At 32.4% G+C, this 16,000-nt stretch carries 12 protein-coding genes; 8 read left to right on the plus strand and 4 right to left on the minus strand.

The annotated features are described in order from the left end of the window. Together ACH2CG_RS05385 and ACH2CG_RS05390 are read left to right on the plus strand one after the other, a co-directional pair. The coding region (locus ACH2CG_RS05385; RefSeq protein WP_395063053.1) for a TrmH family RNA methyltransferase at window positions 1–145 on the plus strand (145 nt) is incomplete at its 5' end. Between the two features lie 22 nt (window positions 146–167). Further along, on the plus strand, window positions 168–2,222 hold the full coding sequence (locus tag ACH2CG_RS05390; protein WP_395062968.1) for a T9SS type B sorting domain-containing protein: 2,055 nt from the start codon (window positions 168–170) through the stop codon (window positions 2,220–2,222). On the opposite strand, the gene folK is transcribed toward ACH2CG_RS05390, so the two are convergent. Next, window positions 2,219–3,352 (minus strand): 2-amino-4-hydroxy-6-hydroxymethyldihydropteridine diphosphokinase, encoded by a 1,134-nt coding sequence (gene folK / locus ACH2CG_RS05395; RefSeq protein ID WP_395062970.1) that lies wholly within the window; start codon window positions 3,350–3,352, stop codon window positions 2,219–2,221. The two genes, ACH2CG_RS05390 and folK, sit on opposite strands and share 4 nt — an antisense overlap. Before the next feature lie 140 nt (window positions 3,353–3,492). On the opposite strand from folK, the gene sppA reads away from it, so the two are divergent. Together sppA and ACH2CG_RS05405 are read left to right on the plus strand one after the other, a co-directional pair. Further along, window positions 3,493–5,250: a signal peptide peptidase SppA gene (gene sppA / locus ACH2CG_RS05400; RefSeq protein ID WP_395062972.1), complete on the plus strand. Its 1,758-nt coding sequence runs from the start codon at window positions 3,493–3,495 to the stop codon at window positions 5,248–5,250. A 200-nt stretch (window positions 5,251–5,450) separates the two neighbouring features. Further along, a complete protein-coding gene (locus tag ACH2CG_RS05405; RefSeq protein ID WP_395062974.1) occupies window positions 5,451–8,057 on the plus strand; it encodes an AsmA-like C-terminal region-containing protein in 2,607 nt (868 codons plus the stop codon). A 35-nt stretch (window positions 8,058–8,092) separates the two neighbouring features. On the opposite strand, the gene ACH2CG_RS05410 is transcribed toward ACH2CG_RS05405, so the two are convergent. Beyond that, window positions 8,093–8,887, minus strand: a complete 795-nt coding sequence (locus ACH2CG_RS05410) for a DUF2797 domain-containing protein (protein ID WP_395062976.1) — start codon at window positions 8,885–8,887, stop codon at window positions 8,093–8,095. A 114-nt stretch (window positions 8,888–9,001) separates the two neighbouring features. Between ACH2CG_RS05410 and ACH2CG_RS05415 the strand changes: the two genes are divergently transcribed. The 4 genes from ACH2CG_RS05415 to ACH2CG_RS05430 all read left to right on the plus strand — a co-directional run bounded on the left by ACH2CG_RS05415 (window position 9,002) and on the right by ACH2CG_RS05430 (window position 13,833). Then, entirely contained in the window at window positions 9,002–10,537 is a 1,536-nt protein-coding gene (locus tag ACH2CG_RS05415) for a GH3 auxin-responsive promoter family protein (protein ID WP_395062978.1), read from the plus strand. A 2-nt stretch (window positions 10,538–10,539) separates the two neighbouring features. After that, entirely contained in the window at window positions 10,540–10,674 is a 135-nt protein-coding gene (locus ACH2CG_RS05420; protein WP_395062980.1) for a hypothetical protein, read from the plus strand. A gap of 14 nt (window positions 10,675–10,688) precedes the next feature. After that, window positions 10,689–11,570: a DMT family transporter gene (locus ACH2CG_RS05425; protein WP_395062982.1), complete on the plus strand. Its 882-nt coding sequence runs from the start codon at window positions 10,689–10,691 to the stop codon at window positions 11,568–11,570. Window positions 11,571–11,640: 70 nt separating this feature from the next. Next, window positions 11,641–13,833 (plus strand): TonB-dependent receptor domain-containing protein, encoded by a 2,193-nt coding sequence (locus ACH2CG_RS05430; RefSeq protein WP_395062984.1) that lies wholly within the window; start codon window positions 11,641–11,643, stop codon window positions 13,831–13,833. Window positions 13,834–13,888: 55 nt separating this feature from the next. Here ACH2CG_RS05430 and clpX read toward each other — a convergent pair whose 3' ends face one another. Next, window positions 13,889–15,121 (minus strand): ATP-dependent Clp protease ATP-binding subunit ClpX, encoded by a 1,233-nt coding sequence (gene clpX, locus ACH2CG_RS05435; RefSeq protein WP_395062986.1) that lies wholly within the window; start codon window positions 15,119–15,121, stop codon window positions 13,889–13,891. A gap of 85 nt (window positions 15,122–15,206) precedes the next feature. Then, window positions 15,207–15,878, minus strand: a complete 672-nt coding sequence (gene clpP, locus ACH2CG_RS05440; RefSeq protein WP_395062988.1) for an ATP-dependent Clp endopeptidase proteolytic subunit ClpP — start codon at window positions 15,876–15,878, stop codon at window positions 15,207–15,209. Window positions 15,879–16,000: the final 122 nt, after the last annotated feature.

Here is a 16,000-nt window from a genome sequence, read left to right on the forward strand (position 1 = left end):
TGAAGTTTACGGTGTTTCACAAGATGCAATTAAAATTTGTGATGGTTGTATAGAAATTCCGCAACTTGGAACCAAACATTCCTTAAATATTTCTGTTAGTGCCGGAATAGTTGTTTGGGATTTATTTCAAAAAATAAATCGATAATGAAATAAAATGCTTTAAAAAAATGAAAAATTACCCCATAAATAAAACCATACTTCTACTAACAATCTTTGTACAGTTTTTTGTTTATGCACAATCGTCTAATGTTGCTCCTATTTTAACTGCTTCAGGAAATCAAATTTATTGTCCCGGAAGTTCCATGAAAATTGTAACCAACATGACTATTGTTGATCCAGATGATGCTGGTGTTGACGCCGTTTATGTTCAAATATCGTCTGGTTATCAAATAGGACAAGATCTTTTAACTTTAACAGGTTTTCATCCCACAATAGTTAGTTCGTGGAATACGAGCACAGGAAAACTAACTCTCACTGGAATTGCAGGTCAACCCACTTATATAGCTTTGGTTGCCGCAATAAAAGACATTGAATATTCTAACAATACTACATATCCAACTGGCACAAAAACATTTTCTATTTCTATTGGCCAAGCTAATTACTTACCTTCTAATGGCCATTATTATCAATACATACCCAATATTGGTATAACTTGGAATAATGCCAAAATTGCAGCACCAACCAATTTTTATTATGGAATTCAAGGCTATTTAGCAACAATAACAGCATCCGACGAAGCACAACTTTCTGGAGCACAAGCTGCTGGAGCTGGATGGATAGGTGGTAGCGATGAGCAAACAGAAGGAGTTTGGAAATGGATGACTGGACCAGAAGCTGGTACAATTATGACTTTTACTTTTTGGAATACTGGCGAACCTAACAACCTGAATGATGAAGACTATACTCATGTAACTGCACCAGGAGTAGGAATTCCCGGCTCATGGAACGACATTTCAAATACAGGAAATTCTAGTGGTGATTACCAACCAAAAGGATATATTGTTGAATATGGCGGAATGCCTGGTGATCCTACAATTCAAATTTCTACAAGTACAACAATTACAATTCCTTCTATAACATCATCATCTGGAGCAACAATTTGTAATTCTGGCAGTGTAACTTTACAAGCCACTGCTACTATTGGAACCATAAATTGGTATACCAATGCAACTGGAGGAACATCTATTGCAAACGGAACTAGTTTTACAACTCCAATTCTAACATCAACAACAACTTATTATGCAGATGTATTTCCTGCTGGATGCACTACAGGAACTAGAACTGCAGTAACGGCAACAATAAACAATACTCCAATTATTGCTGCAACAAGTTCAGTTTCAATTTGCAGTACTGCTTCGGCACTATTGACAGCTTCGACTTCTATAGGAATTATTAATTGGTATTCTTCATCAACTAGCACAATTCCTGTAGCAACTGGTCTAAATTTTACTACGCCACTACTTACTCAAGACACTACTTATTATGTAGAAGGAAATAATAATGGTTGCCTTTCTGCTTCTAGAATTCCGGTAAACGTTTATGTTTTTCCGCTTCCTACTGTAGCTGATGAGACTAAAATACTCTGCGAAAACAGTACGATAATACTTGATACTGGGGTTTCAAACGCAACTTATTTATGGTCAACAACAGAAACTACTCCTAACATCGTTGTTACAACTCCAGGAATTTACAATGTTACAGTTACATCATTAGCGCCACAACTTTGTTCAAAGACAAAAACAATTACAGTTATTGAACATAACATTCCGCAAATTCAAGAAGTTGTGGTTGTTGGCAATTTGGCTACGATACTAATTTCTGGATTTGGCGATTTCGAATATTCTATTGACGGAATAATCTATCAAGATTCTAATGTTTTTACAGTTGCAGATGGCGGACTTTATACTGCTTTTGTTAGAGAAAAATTCAACTGTGGCGATGACCAATTGCACTTTATAGTCATCACAATTCCTGAATTTTTTACACCTAATAACGATGGAATTAATGATTATTGGATTATTAAAGGATTAATTTATTATCCGAAAGCCGAAGTGAAAATTTTTGATCGATTTGGAAAAGCAATTATAAAGTTAAGCGCTTTAAAATATGCTTGGGATGGAACTTTAAACGGAAAACTTTTAACTTCTGACGATTATTGGTACGTTTTTAAAATTGATGAAAATTCACCTGAAGTTAAAGGACATTTCTCGATGAAGCGTTAATTTATTTTTTTCTGAATTTCATTTAAAACGTACACATAATCTTCTTGATTTTTAAGAAAATCCAATTCGGAAACATCAATAATTAAAACGTTTAAATCTTTCTGAGTTTTGATATAATCAAGATAACCATTATTTATTTTTTCTAAATATTCGGCTGGAATTTCTTGCTCATAACTTCGACCTCTTCTTTTAATGTTCTGAAGTAATCGCTCGGTATTTTGATACAAATAAACATACAAATCGGGTTTTGGCATTTCTTTATAAATGATGTCAAAAAGTGTTTTGTACAATCTATATTCATCTTCGGCAAGAGTTACTTTGGCAAAAATGAGTGATTTAAAAATATGATAATCGGCAACAATAAAATCTTTAAACAAATCAAATTGTGCCAAATCATCAGAAATTTGCTGGTATCTATCGGCCAAGAAAGACATTTCTAACGGAAAAGCATAGCGGTTTTGATCTTTATAAAATTTGGGTAAAAAAGGATTGTCCGCAAATCGTTCTAAGACAGTTTTAGCATTAAAATCTTCAGCTATTTTATAAACCAAAGTTGTTTTTCCTGCGCCAATATTTCCTTCAACAGCAATATAATTGAACGTATCCAATTTGATTTTATTCAGAGGCGATTGCAATGGAGAAATTTTTAGGCATTTCCCTTTATCATCACAATTTGAAATTAAATCTGAAATGCTTTTTTGAAAAATCGGATGGATCCAATCGGATACAATTTCCTTCATTGGAAGCAAAACAAAGAGACGTTCGTGCAAAAATTTATGTGGCACTTGTAATGAGTCACTTTCAATAATTTCATCATCAAAAGCTACAATATCTAAATCAATAATTCGCGCTTGATAATCACCACTATCATTTCTAATTCTACCTAGTTTCTTTTCGGCTTTTAAAATGCTTTTTAAAACCTTTTGCGAATTTTTGTGCGTGTGTACTAAAACTGCGCAATTATAAAAAGAATCGCTTTCAAAACCCCAAGAATCAGATTCGTAAAGAGACGAAACTTTGACAATTGTCCCTACTTCATTGTGCAACAAATCTATACATTGCTCAATGTTTTCAAGGCGATTGCCCTGATTACTACCTAAAGAAAGTATGACTTGATGTTGCTTATTCATATCTCGCAAAATAACTAAAAGAATTTCAGAATTGAAGTATATTTGTGCCTTCTGTTGATAACTATTTTTATTTTAGAAATAAGTCAATGGTTTGTAACAAATTACCTTTAAACACTACTAATTAAGAAAATGATATTACTATGAAATTTTTAGGAAACGTATTAGCCACAATAGTTGGAATATTTGTTTTTTGCATGATTTGCTTTTTCGGATTACTACTTATTGGAGCATTGCTGGGAAGTGGAGAAGAAACTGTTAAAGTAAAAAATAATTCAGTGATTGAATTAGATTTGTCAAAAATCAATTATGATTATGCTGGAAAAGTAAATTTTAAAGATTTTGATTATTTTAAAGCGCAACACGACGGTTTATCTGATGTCTTAAAAGCTATTGAATATGCAAAAACCGACGATGATATTAAAGGTATTTCAATACTAAATAATGTTTCAAATCTTGGGATTGCCCAAACAAAAGCACTCCGTGATCAATTGGAGGATTTTAAAAAATCGGGTAAATTTATTTATTCTTATGCCGATGTTTATTCGCAAAAAGATTATTATTTAAATTCTGTTGCCAATACTATTTACATCAATCCAATTGGTGAATTAGAATTTAAAGGTTTGTCGGCAGAAATAATGTTTTTCAAAGATTTCCAAGAAAAATCAGGTCTAAAGATGGAGGTAATTCGCCATGGCAAATATAAAAGTGCCGTTGAACCATTCCTTGAAAATAAAATGAGTGATGCCAATAGAGAGCAAACTACAGCCTTACTAAACTCGCTGTGGAATTCAGTAGTAACAGAAGTTGCTAAAAGCAGAAAAATTTCTGTTGAACGATTAAATCAAATTGCTGATGGACTTTTAGCCAGAACACCAGAAATGGCAAAATCTGAAAGATTAATTGACAAAATTGCTTATGAAGATGTGTATCACAACGACATTAGAAAAGCATTAAAAGTAGATCAAGACGAAGATTACAACAAAGTTTCCATTGCAGATTATGCTGATAAAATAGCTACATCAAGCATCAACTTTGAAGCTAAAGATAAAATTGCCATCATTTATGCACAAGGAGAAATTGCAAGTGGTGAAGGCGATGTAAATGTTATTGGCGAAGGTTCAATGCGCCGTTCATTACAAGAAGCAAGAAAAGATAAAAACGTAAAAGCAATTGTACTTAGAATAGATAGTCCTGGTGGAAATGCTTTAACATCTGAACTAATTTGGAGAGAAATAGAATTGACCAAAAAAGTAAAACCAATTGTTGTTTCTATGGGTAATTATGCAGCATCTGGCGGATACTATATTGCTTGCAATGCTAATGAAATTTTTGCAGAAGCCAATACAATAACTGGTTCTATTGGAGTTTTCGGGATATTGCCAAACTTTACCGTTGCAGCCGAAAAAATTGGCTTGGATATTGAACAAGTTAGAACACATACCAATGCTTCGGGTTACAGTCCTTTTAAACCATTGGATGATAATTATAGAGCCTTTGCTCAAGAAGGTGTTGAACATATTTACAGCACATTTGTAAACCGAGTTTCGGCTGGAAGAAAATTAACATTTGAGCAAGTTGACGCCATTGGACAAGGAAGAGTTTGGAGTGGACAAGATGCTTTAAAAATTGGTTTGGTAGATAAAATTGGAGGAATGGACGAAGCAATTATTGAAGCTGCAAAACTTGGAAAAACATCTAAATACAGAACTCAAGATTACCCTGAATTTGAAAAAGATTTTGGCGATGTCCTAGCACAATTTGGACTAGCACAAAGCAAAGAAAGCATGATTAAAGAAGAGATTGGCGAGAAAAACTACGAAATGCTTCAACGTATTAAAGTTATGACAACTCAAAAAGGCGTTCAAGCAAGAATGGCTTATGAATTAAAAATAAATTAAAAACAATTGGGTTAGTTGTTTATATCCGTCTTGTTGAAAAACGAGGCGGATTTTTTTTGTAAAATGATTTCTACATAGTTGAATTTATACAACATTTTATGAAAATTTTACAAATCTTAACTGTTATAAAACACTAAATTTGTAGTTAAAACTAAGAAGTGAGCGTGCTATTTAGAGAAAATCATATTAAAAGAAACAACATGGTAAAGAAAATTTTAAAAATAATAGGTATTGTTTTGTTGCTACTTGTAGTTGCAGCCTTTGCTATTCCTTATTTATTTGAAGATCAAATTAAGGCAAAAATTGCAAAATCCATAAATGAAAATGTTGATGCAACTGTTGCTTTTAAAGATGCCGATTTAAGTTTGTTTAAAAGTTTTCCGAGCGCCAATGTTTCTATTGAAAAACTGTCTATCATCAACAAAGCACCTTTTGCTGGAGACACTTTAGTTTCGTTTGACGAGCTAAATTTAAAAATGTCTGTAATGGAACTTTTTAATAGCGACGATGAACCAATGAATATTGAAGGTCTTTCTTCTAAAAATGGTTTAATTAATATTATTTTCAATAAAGACGGAGTTGGAAATTATGATATTGCTTTAAAAAATGCAGAGAAAAAGCCCGACGATGGCAAAAGCAAACCTTTAGCTTTTAAAATAAAAGAATATGAAGTAGAAAATTTCAAGTTCAAATATTATGATGAATCTTCAAAAATTTCGATGGTTTTAGACAGCATCAATCATTCTGGAACTGGCGATTTTGCTAACGATGTTTTGGACCTTACTACTAAGACTACCGCTAAAGTTTCATTGAATATGGATAAAATGAATTATATGAATAAAGTAGCCATTTCATTAGACGCTATTTTAGGAATTGATTTAAAAAATAGCAAATATACTTTCAAAGAAAACAAGGCAAAAATCAATGAATTGCCATTAGAATTTGATGGATTCCTTCAAATGGTTGATGCTGGACAACAATATGATTTAAAATTTAAAACTCCAACTTCATCATTCAAGAACTTCTTAGGATTAATTCCTTCGGCTTATTCAAGCAGTTTAGACAATGTAAAAACTTCTGGCGATTTTACTGTTGTAGGTTTTGCAAAAGGATTGCTTTCTGACACTACTGTTCCAAAATTTAATATTGCAATTGCTTCTAACAATGCCTCTTTTCAATATCCAAATTTACCAAAATCGGTTAAAAACATTGTTATTGACACTAAAATCATTAATGAAACTGGTGTGATGAATGACACTTATGTAAATTTAGACAAGCTTTCATTTTCTATTGATCAAGATGTTTTTAGTGCTAAAGCAACTATTAAAAACGTAGCAACAAATGCATTAGTTGATGCCGCTTTAAAAGGAACAATCAATTTAGGAAATCTTTCTAAAGCTTATCCTATTAAATTAGAAAAACCACTTTCTGGTATTTTAAAAGCCGATGTGACTACAAAATTCGACATGGCATCGGTAGAGAAAAGTCAATATGAAAACATCAATAATGCAGGAACTATGAGTTTGTCTGGTTTTAAATATGTTGATGAAAACGGAAAAGCAATGAACATAAGTACTGCTTTGGTTCAGTTCAATCCAAGCAGAGTGAATTTGCAAGAATTTAAAGCTACAACAGGAAAAAGTGATTTAAGTGTAACTGGAGTTTTAGAAAATTTCTACGGATTTGTATTCAGAAATCAAGAACTAAAAGGAAATTTCAACTTAAATTCTAATCAATTAGCAGTTGACGATTTTATGACAACTGCCGAACCAACAAAAACAGAAGCTAAAGCAAAAACAGAAGCAATGAAAATTCCTGCTTTCTTAAATTGCTCACTTACAGCAAAAGCAAATACAGTATTGTATGATAATTTAACGTTGAAAGATGTTACAGGAAAATTAATTGTAAAAGACCAAGCGGTAACTTTAGAAAATGTAAAAACCAATATTTTTGGAGGTCAAATTGGCGTAAACGGAATGGTTTCTACCAAAGAAGAAACACCAAAATTCAATATGAATTTGAATCTAAATCAAGTTGACATTGCACAATCGTTTACACAATTGGATATGTTGAAAAAAATTGCTCCAATTGCTGGAATCATCAACGGAAAATTAAATTCGACTATAAAACTTTCTGGAAATCTTGATGCCAATGAAATGACACCCGACTTAAAAACACTTTCTGGTGATTTATTAGGTCAATTACTTTCTACTACAGTCAATTCTAGCAATTCAACTTTATTGACAGCTTTGACAAGTAATATCAAATTTTTAGACATGAAAAAACTAAATTTAAATGATATAAAAGCAGCAATATCGTTTAAAGACGGAAAAGTAAATGTAAAACCATTTGATATAAAATACCAAGACATAAAAGCAACTGTAAGCGGTACACATGGATTTGACCAATTGATGAATTACAATTTGAAATTGGATGTTCCTGCAAAATATCTTGGTACAGAAGCCAATGCTTTAATTGCAAAATTAACTCCGGCAAACGCAGCAAAATTGGATAACATTCCAGTTAATGCAATTATTGGAGGATCGTTTTCACAACCAAAAATCACTACCGATTTAAAAGCTGCGACAACAACATTAGTTACTAATTTGGTTAAACAACAAAAAGAACAACTAATTGGTAAAGGAAAAACAGAGCTAGAAAACTTGATTAACAAGAACAAAAAACCTGGTGACACAACAAAAACGAGCGTTCCTGCAACCAAAGAAGAAGTAAAAACTAAAGCAAAAGATTTACTTAATGGCTGGTTAAAGAAAAAAGAAAAGCCAAAAGAAACTACAACGCCATAACTAAAAAGCGCTTTCAGAATTTGAAAGCGCTTTTTTTACAAACTAATCTTAACAACGTAACCTTCAAAAGTTCTTACGTTAAAAACAGTTCCGTCTTCAAAAATTAAATACTGTCCTTTTATTCCTTTTAATTTTCCTGTGAAATTTGGTAGTTTATCAAGATTTAAACTCGAAACTTTCTTTGGATATTCCAAAACTGGAAAATGTAAATCATACAAATCATCTTTCTCCGGATGAAAATAATCTTGCACTTCCTTCGGAATTAAATATTTTAAACTTGCACGTTCTTTGATTAAATCAACAGGAAGATAGTCGTTTTTTAGCATTTTTTGCCAATTGGTTTTATCTGCAAAATGATTTTTCAAAGCAACTTCTGTAATTCCGGCTAAATACCTGTTTGGAACTTCCACAATCGGAATGGCTTGAACCGCACCTTGATCAATCCAACGTGTTGGTACTTGCGTTTTTCTAGTTACACCAACTTTTACTTCGCTTGATAAAGCCAAATAAACAATATGCGGTTGCAATTGCACCTTTTTTTCATACTCTAAATCTCTGTCTTCAATGTCTAAATGCGCAGTAGATAATTCAGGTTTCATAATCCAATCACCAGCAGATGCACTGCTCATAAAACAATCGTAACAAAATCCTTGACGGAAGATTTTCTTCTTTTTACCGCAATTTAAACATTGGTAACCCAGAAAATTAATTTCTAATGTTTTATCCAATAATTGATTCATGTTTAAAAAACTATTCTCAAAAACCAAGTAATATTGAATTGGATTGGAATATTCGGTTTGCATTTTGGTAAGAACGCCTTCGTAAATCATTTATTTAAAGTTTCAGGTTTAAAGTTTCTAGTTCAACAAAATTTGTTATTTTTGGTAAAGTTAATATTCTAATTTCAAACTTCATATTTCAAACTTAGTAAATCGTACCTTTATATGCCTTTTCCTATAATTAATTCTATTGCTACTTGGGTTTTAAAACAGCGCATTCATCAGATTGAGTTGTTTTTAAAATACCCTAATGAAGTTCAGGATGAGTTGCTTATGAATTTAATTCGCAATTGTGAAGAAACAGTTGTTGGCAAAAAATACGATTTTGAATCGATTAGAAATTACAAAACTTTTACCGATCGCGTTCCTGTTTCTACCTACGAAGAATTGGAACCAATGATAGAACTTACTAGAAAAGGCGCACAAAATGTTTTTTGGAACACACCTATAAAATGGTTTGCCAAATCGAGCGGCACTACCAATTCCAAAAGTAAATTTATACCTGTAAGTAGCGAAGCATTAGAGGATTGCCATTATAAAGGAAGCAAAGATTTGTTGTGTATGTACTTGAATAACAACGAAAATTCCGATATGTTTCTGGGTAAGAGTTTGCGTCTTGGAGGAAGTTCTCAAATTTATGAAAACAACAATACTTCGTTTGGCGATTTGTCGGCCATTTTAATTGAAAATATGCCTATGTGGGCCGAATTTAGTAGCACACCAAGCAATAAAGTTTCGTTAATGAGCGAATGGGAAACCAAATTGACTGCAATAATTAATGAAACTAAAACCGAAAATGTTACCAGTTTTGCTGGAGTTCCTTCATGGATGTTGGTTTTACTGAATAGAATTTTGACCGAAACTAACAATTCTAATTTGATGGAATTGTGGCCCAATCTCGAAGTTTATTTTCATGGTGGCGTAAATTTTGAACCTTACAGAGAACAATACCAAAAAATTCTGCCAAATACTGATTTCAAATATTATGAAATCTACAATGCATCTGAAGGATTTTTTGCCATTCAAGATTTGAATTATTCTAATGATTTATTGTTGATGTTGGATTACGGAATTTTCTACGAATTTATTCCGATGGATACTTTTGGAACTTCAAATCAAAAAATCATCCGATTGGCAGATGTTGAATTGTTTAAAAATTACGCCATTGTAATTACAACTAATTCAGGATTATGGCGTTATATGATTGGCGACACAGTTCGATTTACTTCGTTAAAACCTTACAGGATTAGAGTTTCGGGAAGAACCAAACATCACATTAATGTTTTTGGTGAAGAATTAATGGTTGAAAACACCGATTTAGCCATTGCCAAAACTTGTTCTGCTTTACACTGTGAAGTTAAAGATTATTCGGTTGCTCCTATATTTATGAAAAACAAGGAAAAAGGCGCACACGAATGGATGATAGAATTCAAGAAACATCCCGAAGATATTGCGCAATTTCAAAAAGTATTGGATGAAACTTTGCAAACAGTAAATTCTGACTACGAAGCCAAACGTTATAACAACATGACATTGAGTCAATTAAAAATAAATGTTGCAAGAGAAAATTTATTTTATGATTGGTTAAAAGAGCAAGACAAATTGGGCGGACAACATAAAATTCCGAGATTGTCTAACGAACGTGATTATTTGGAACAGTTGATTGGGATGCAGACGACTATAAATTCAGATAAAATCTAGAAATGAAAAAAATAATCCTATTTCTGCTAATTGCAATTTTCTTAATTTCCTGCGGACCAAGAAGAATGAAATGTTATGGAAAACGCTGTGTAGAAAATTCCATTAAAAAAGAAAATTCTAATAAAAGAACTTCTTAAAACCTCAACTTTTTTTGAAAACAAAATTATACGTTTCTTTATTTTGCGTTGCCTTTTTTTGGGGAACAACTTTCTTGGGTATTCGCATTGGAATTGAAACTATTCCTCCATTTTTAGTGGCTGGAATTCGAAATTTACTGTCTGGATTTATCATTTTCTTTTATCTATTGTTCCAACGGAAATTGGAGCCAATAAATCCGCGTCAACTGTTGCGTGCCTCTATTTTGGCGTTTATGATGATTGTTTTAGCCAACGGATTGACAACCTATTCTGAAAAATACATCACTAGCGGATTGGCATCTTTAATTTCAACACTATCTCCGTTTTTTGTATTGGTTTTAAATTTAATCTTGGGTAACGAAAAACTTTCTATAAAAACCATTCTCGGAATTTTGCTAGGCATGTTTGGAATATTCTTAATTTACCAAAACAGCCTTTCCGATTTATTAAATCCTGAGTATCGACAAGGTGTTTTTGCTATTTTAATTGCCGTTTTAATGTGGTCCATTGGAACTATAATTACTAAAAAAGGAAGTACAAACTCGTTGACAATGCTAATGAGTGTAAGTGTTCAAATGATTATTGCTGGAGTGATTTTGACATCAATTCAATTTGCAATTACGCCAACAATTTCAACAGAAAATTGGTCGTTACGAAGTATTTTAGCTATAGTTTATTTGGCATTATTTGGTTCGGTTGTGGGTTATGTTGCCTATAGTTATTTGATTTCGCAATTGCCATCTACTAAAGTTTCTGTTTTATCCTATGTAAATGTTGTCGTAGCATTATTCTTAGGCTGGTTAATTCTAGATGAAGTAATTACAAGTAGAATTATCATTGCAGCATCGTTAATTATTGGCGGCGTTTTTATTGTAAATTATAAAAAAGCAAAATAAATTCCTTTTTCGTTGTAACATTTATTGCTGATAAAAGTCTTATGATAAATCATCAATCAAATCAATCGCAATGAAATCATTATTCTTAGCATCAGTATTTCTTTTGACAACTAGTTTATTTGCACAAGAAACAAAAACTGAAAATGACACTGTAAAGAAAAAAGTTACTACACTTGACGAAGTAACTATTAAGACACAAAAGAAATTCATCAAAGTAGAATCGGACAAAACAACAGTTGCTATTAAAGACAACGCTATGTTAAGTACCGGAACTGCTTATGATGCTGTAAAAAAACTACCTGGAGTTATTGCTGCACCAACTGGTGGATTAACGCTAAACGGAAAAGGAGTTGCCATCTATATTGACGGTTCACCAAGTACTTTAAGCGGAAGTGATTTAGAAAATTATTTATCGTCATTGCCTGCAAATGTAATAGAAAAAGTAGAGTTAATCTATAATCCTGGAGCAGCATTTGATGCCAATGCAAGTGGTTCTGTAATTAATTTAGTAACAAGTTCTAAACGATTAAAAGGCATCAACGCAAGTTTCAACATCAATTATAATTTTAATAAATATCAAAAACCTAGTCCGCAGATTTTATTGAATGGAAAAACAAAAAAACTAAGCTGGCAAACCATGATGGGTTATAATTATATTGACAGAGAGCAACGTTCCAAAAACGGACAAACCTTTACTTCTTTTGATCCTGATAAATATATTGACCAACAGAAATTGACGGTAACAACCAACAGAAATTTCTACATGCGTCTTGGAACCAATTACAAACTGAGTGATAAATCTAATTTATTGTTCAATTATAATTCAACTTACAGTAACGATAGAGACGTTTTTAATGCAGCAACAACTGGTTCTGAAATTTCGGATTATTTAAATTCTGGGATTTCTAAAACAAAAAGCAGCAACCATGAGCTAAGTTTGCAATATAAAACCAAACTAGACACTATAGGAAGAACGCTTGATGTTGTGGCTTTTACAAATGTTTTTGACAGAAATCCAAATTCTAAGTCAAATGCATTTGAAAACAATACTTCTAGCTACAACAACTTTAAAAATGACTTTGGATTGCTAAATTATTACTTGAAATATGATTTTGCAATTCCGTTTGAGAAATTAAAATTATCGATAAATACTGGTGGAAAATTCAACACTATTAAAGTAAACAATACAGGAAATTACAATTTTAATTCGCCTACAAACCAAGTAATTGACTTTGATTATAAAGAAACTAATTTGGCATTTTATGCCGAGGCTAGACAAAAAATCAAGAAGTTTAATCTTACGGTTGGACTGCGCTATGAAGATTTTAATGTGGACAGAACAGGAATTGTTGACAACAATAGAACGGATATTAATTTTAAAAACAAAAATTTATTTCCAAATGTAAGTGCATTATATGAAGTTACAGACAATGTAAATATTAGTGCTTCTTATTCTAGAAAAATATCACAACCAAGTTACGGTGTTTTAGATCCAAATGGTGGAAATTTTGACCAATACAATTCGTCAAGCGGAAATTTATTGTTGAATCCTTCGTTTTATGACAATTATGAATTGAAAGTTACGGCTATGCAATTTGTGCAACTTGGAGGAAATTATACTGTTGCAAAGGACCATAATTTATTCATCTTTAATGCCAATCCAGGAGAATTGGTAAGTACGCAAACCTTCCAACAATTTGACCGTTTTAAAACGATGAGTGTTTATGCTAATTTTCCAATTCCTTTAGATTATTTCTTTAAAGGGAAAGAAGAATTTAAAAAACGAATGAACAACATCGACAAGATGAATTACATTTTCTTGAACATAAACTACATCAAGAATCTAACCGAAGGTTATAATTTTTCATTCAAAGCAAAACCAGTTTGGAACTATGCAGCACAAGCCCAAATTATGCTACCTTGGGATATTAAAAGCAGCATGACTTATTTTATTCTTCCCTCTGGTGGAGTTTGGGAAATTTATAAAATTACAAAACCAATACAACAGTTTGATATTTCTTTGAACAAGGATTTTATGAATAAAAAACTAAAATTAGGAATACACTTGTTTGATGCTTTCAATCAAAATGAAGTAAATGCAATAGTTTCATCAACAAATTTGGAAACTAAATTTTATGAGAAAAATGACTCAAGAAACTTTAGAATATCATTAACTTACAATTTTGGAAACTTAAAATTACAAAATGAAAACACTACAATTGAAACCGAAAAAGTAAAAAGTGGTGGAGGAATGGTGAAATAAAATTTCATTTTTAAAAACAAAAAATCCCGATTAACTCGGGATTTTTTGTTTTTATTTAAGAAGCAATTTCCAATCGTTTCAATAAATTTTTATTTAAAGTATCTTCGGTGTAAGCTCTGTCAATGTGAAGTTCTTTTTCGCTTGAACTTGGCAAATCATACATTGCATCGGTTAAAATAGCTTCGCATAACGAACGCAATCCACGCGCACCTAATTTGTATTCTAACGCTTTGTCAACAATATAATCTAAAGCTTCATTGTCAATAGTGAACTTTACTTCGTCCATTTCGAAAAGCTTTTTGTATTGTTTGATTAACGCATTCTTAGGTTCGGTTAAAATAGAACGTAATGTTTCTCTATCCAATGGATCCATGTGTGTCAATACTGGCAAACGACCAATAATTTCTGGAATCAATCCGAAATCTTTAATGTCTTTTGGAATAATGTATTGCAGCAAATTTTCCTTGTCGATATTATCGGTGTTTTTTGAAGTTGTATAACCAACAGCTTGACGGTTTAAACGTTTTGAAATAATACGTTCAATTCCGTCAAAAGCACCACCAGCAATAAACAAAATGTTTTGCGTGTTTACCTCAACAAACTTCTGGTCTGGATGTTTTCTTCCTCCTTTTGGTGGGACATTTACAACCGTTCCTTCCAATAATTTTAGTAATGCTTGTTGTACACCTTCACCCGAAACATCACGCGTTATTGATGGATTGTCGCTTTTACGAGCAATTTTATCAATTTCGTCAATGAAAACTATTCCGCGTTCAGCTTTAGTAACATCGTAATCTGCAGCTTGAAGCAGTCGTGTTAAAATACTTTCTACATCTTCACCAACATAACCAGCTTCGGTAAGCACTGTTGCGTCAACAATTGCTAATGGAACGTCTAGCATTCTAGCGATAGTTTTGGCTACCAATGTTTTTCCAGTTCCAGTTTGTCCAACCATAATGATGTTTGATTTTTCAATTTCTACATCATCATTCGAGCTTTGTTGCATCAATCTTTTGTAGTGATTGTAAACTGCCACAGACATTACTTTTTTGGTTTGGTCTTGACCAATTACATATTCATCAAGGAATGCTCTGATTTCTTTTGGCTTGCGCAAAACTAAATCGGTAGCAATTTTCACATTGGAATTGGTTTTTAGTTCTTCTAAAATAATTCCGTGAGCTTGTTCGATACAGCGGTCGCAAATGTGTGCGTCAATACCAGCAATTAATAAATTGGTTTCTGGTTTTTTTCTTCCGCAGAAGGAACATTCTAATTTTTCTTTTGCCATTTTTTATAGTCAAAAGTCTTAAAGTCAAAAGTCTTAAAGTCGTAGCGGTGCTTTTGACTTTTGACTTTTGACTTTCGACTTAAATTTATCTTCTTAAAACTTCATCAATCATTCCGTATTCTTTTGCTTCGTCGGCAATCATCCAATAATCGCGTTCTGAATCTTTGTGCACTTTGTCAAATGTTTGTCCTGAATGGTGCGAAATAATGTTATACAATTCATCTTTCAATTTCAACATTTCACGCAAGTTGATTTCCATATCAGTTGCAACACCTTGTGCGCCACCAGAAGGTTGGTGAATCATTACACGAGAATGTGGCAAAGCCGAACGTTTTCCTGCCGCGCCAGCACAAAGTAAAACTGCTCCCATTGAAGCTGCCATTCCTGTACAAATTGTTGCTACATCTGGCTTGATGTATTGCATTGTGTCATAAATTCCTAATCCTGCATAAACGCTTCCGCCTGGAGAATTTAGGTAAATTTGAATGTCTTTAGATGCATCCGCACTTTCTAAAAACAGTAATTGTGCTTGAACGATATTGGCAATTTGATCGTCAATTCCTGTTCCAAGAAAGATGATTCTGTCCATCATTAATCTAGAAAAAACGTCTAGTTGTGAAATATTCAATTGACGTTCTTCAATAATATAAGGAGTCATGTTTGTTGGAGTCATTGCGCCAACAATTTTGTCATAATACATTGCGTTTACACCTTGGTGTTTGGTAGCAAATTTTTTAAATTCTTTTCCGTAGTTCATTTTAAATTTTAGTTTAAAAGGTTTATATGCTTAAAAGTTTAAAGTTGTTGGACTAAAACTTATATTTTTTTATACTAATGCAAAGGTCGTACCTTTTATTTTATGTGACAAACTGTCTGTTG

This window comes from Flavobacterium sp. (genome assembly GCF_043778725.1).
Lineage (GTDB): Bacteria > Bacteroidota > Bacteroidia > Flavobacteriales > Flavobacteriaceae > Flavobacterium.

What these genes read in the sequence shown, in the direction of transcription:
- ACH2CG_RS05390 (WP_395062968.1), top strand. Translation starts at nt 168, where the DNA reads ATGAAAAATTACCCCATAAATAAAACCATACTTCTACTAACAATCTTT.
- folK (WP_395062970.1), bottom strand. Translation starts at nt 3,352, where the DNA reads ATGAATAAGCAACATCAAGTCATACTTTCTTTAGGTAGTAATCAGGGC.
- sppA (WP_395062972.1), top strand. Translation starts at nt 3,493, where the DNA reads ATGAAATTTTTAGGAAACGTATTAGCCACAATAGTTGGAATATTTGTT.
- ACH2CG_RS05405 (WP_395062974.1), top strand. Translation starts at nt 5,451, where the DNA reads ATGGTAAAGAAAATTTTAAAAATAATAGGTATTGTTTTGTTGCTACTT.
- ACH2CG_RS05410 (WP_395062976.1), bottom strand. Translation starts at nt 8,887, where the DNA reads ATGATTTACGAAGGCGTTCTTACCAAAATGCAAACCGAATATTCCAAT.
- ACH2CG_RS05415 (WP_395062978.1), top strand. Translation starts at nt 9,002, where the DNA reads ATGCCTTTTCCTATAATTAATTCTATTGCTACTTGGGTTTTAAAACAG.
- ACH2CG_RS05420 (WP_395062980.1), top strand. Translation starts at nt 10,540, where the DNA reads ATGAAAAAAATAATCCTATTTCTGCTAATTGCAATTTTCTTAATTTCC.
- ACH2CG_RS05430 (WP_395062984.1), top strand. Translation starts at nt 11,641, where the DNA reads ATGAAATCATTATTCTTAGCATCAGTATTTCTTTTGACAACTAGTTTA.
- clpX (WP_395062986.1), bottom strand. Translation starts at nt 15,121, where the DNA reads ATGGCAAAAGAAAAATTAGAATGTTCCTTCTGCGGAAGAAAAAAACCA.
- clpP (WP_395062988.1), bottom strand. Translation starts at nt 15,878, where the DNA reads ATGAACTACGGAAAAGAATTTAAAAAATTTGCTACCAAACACCAAGGT.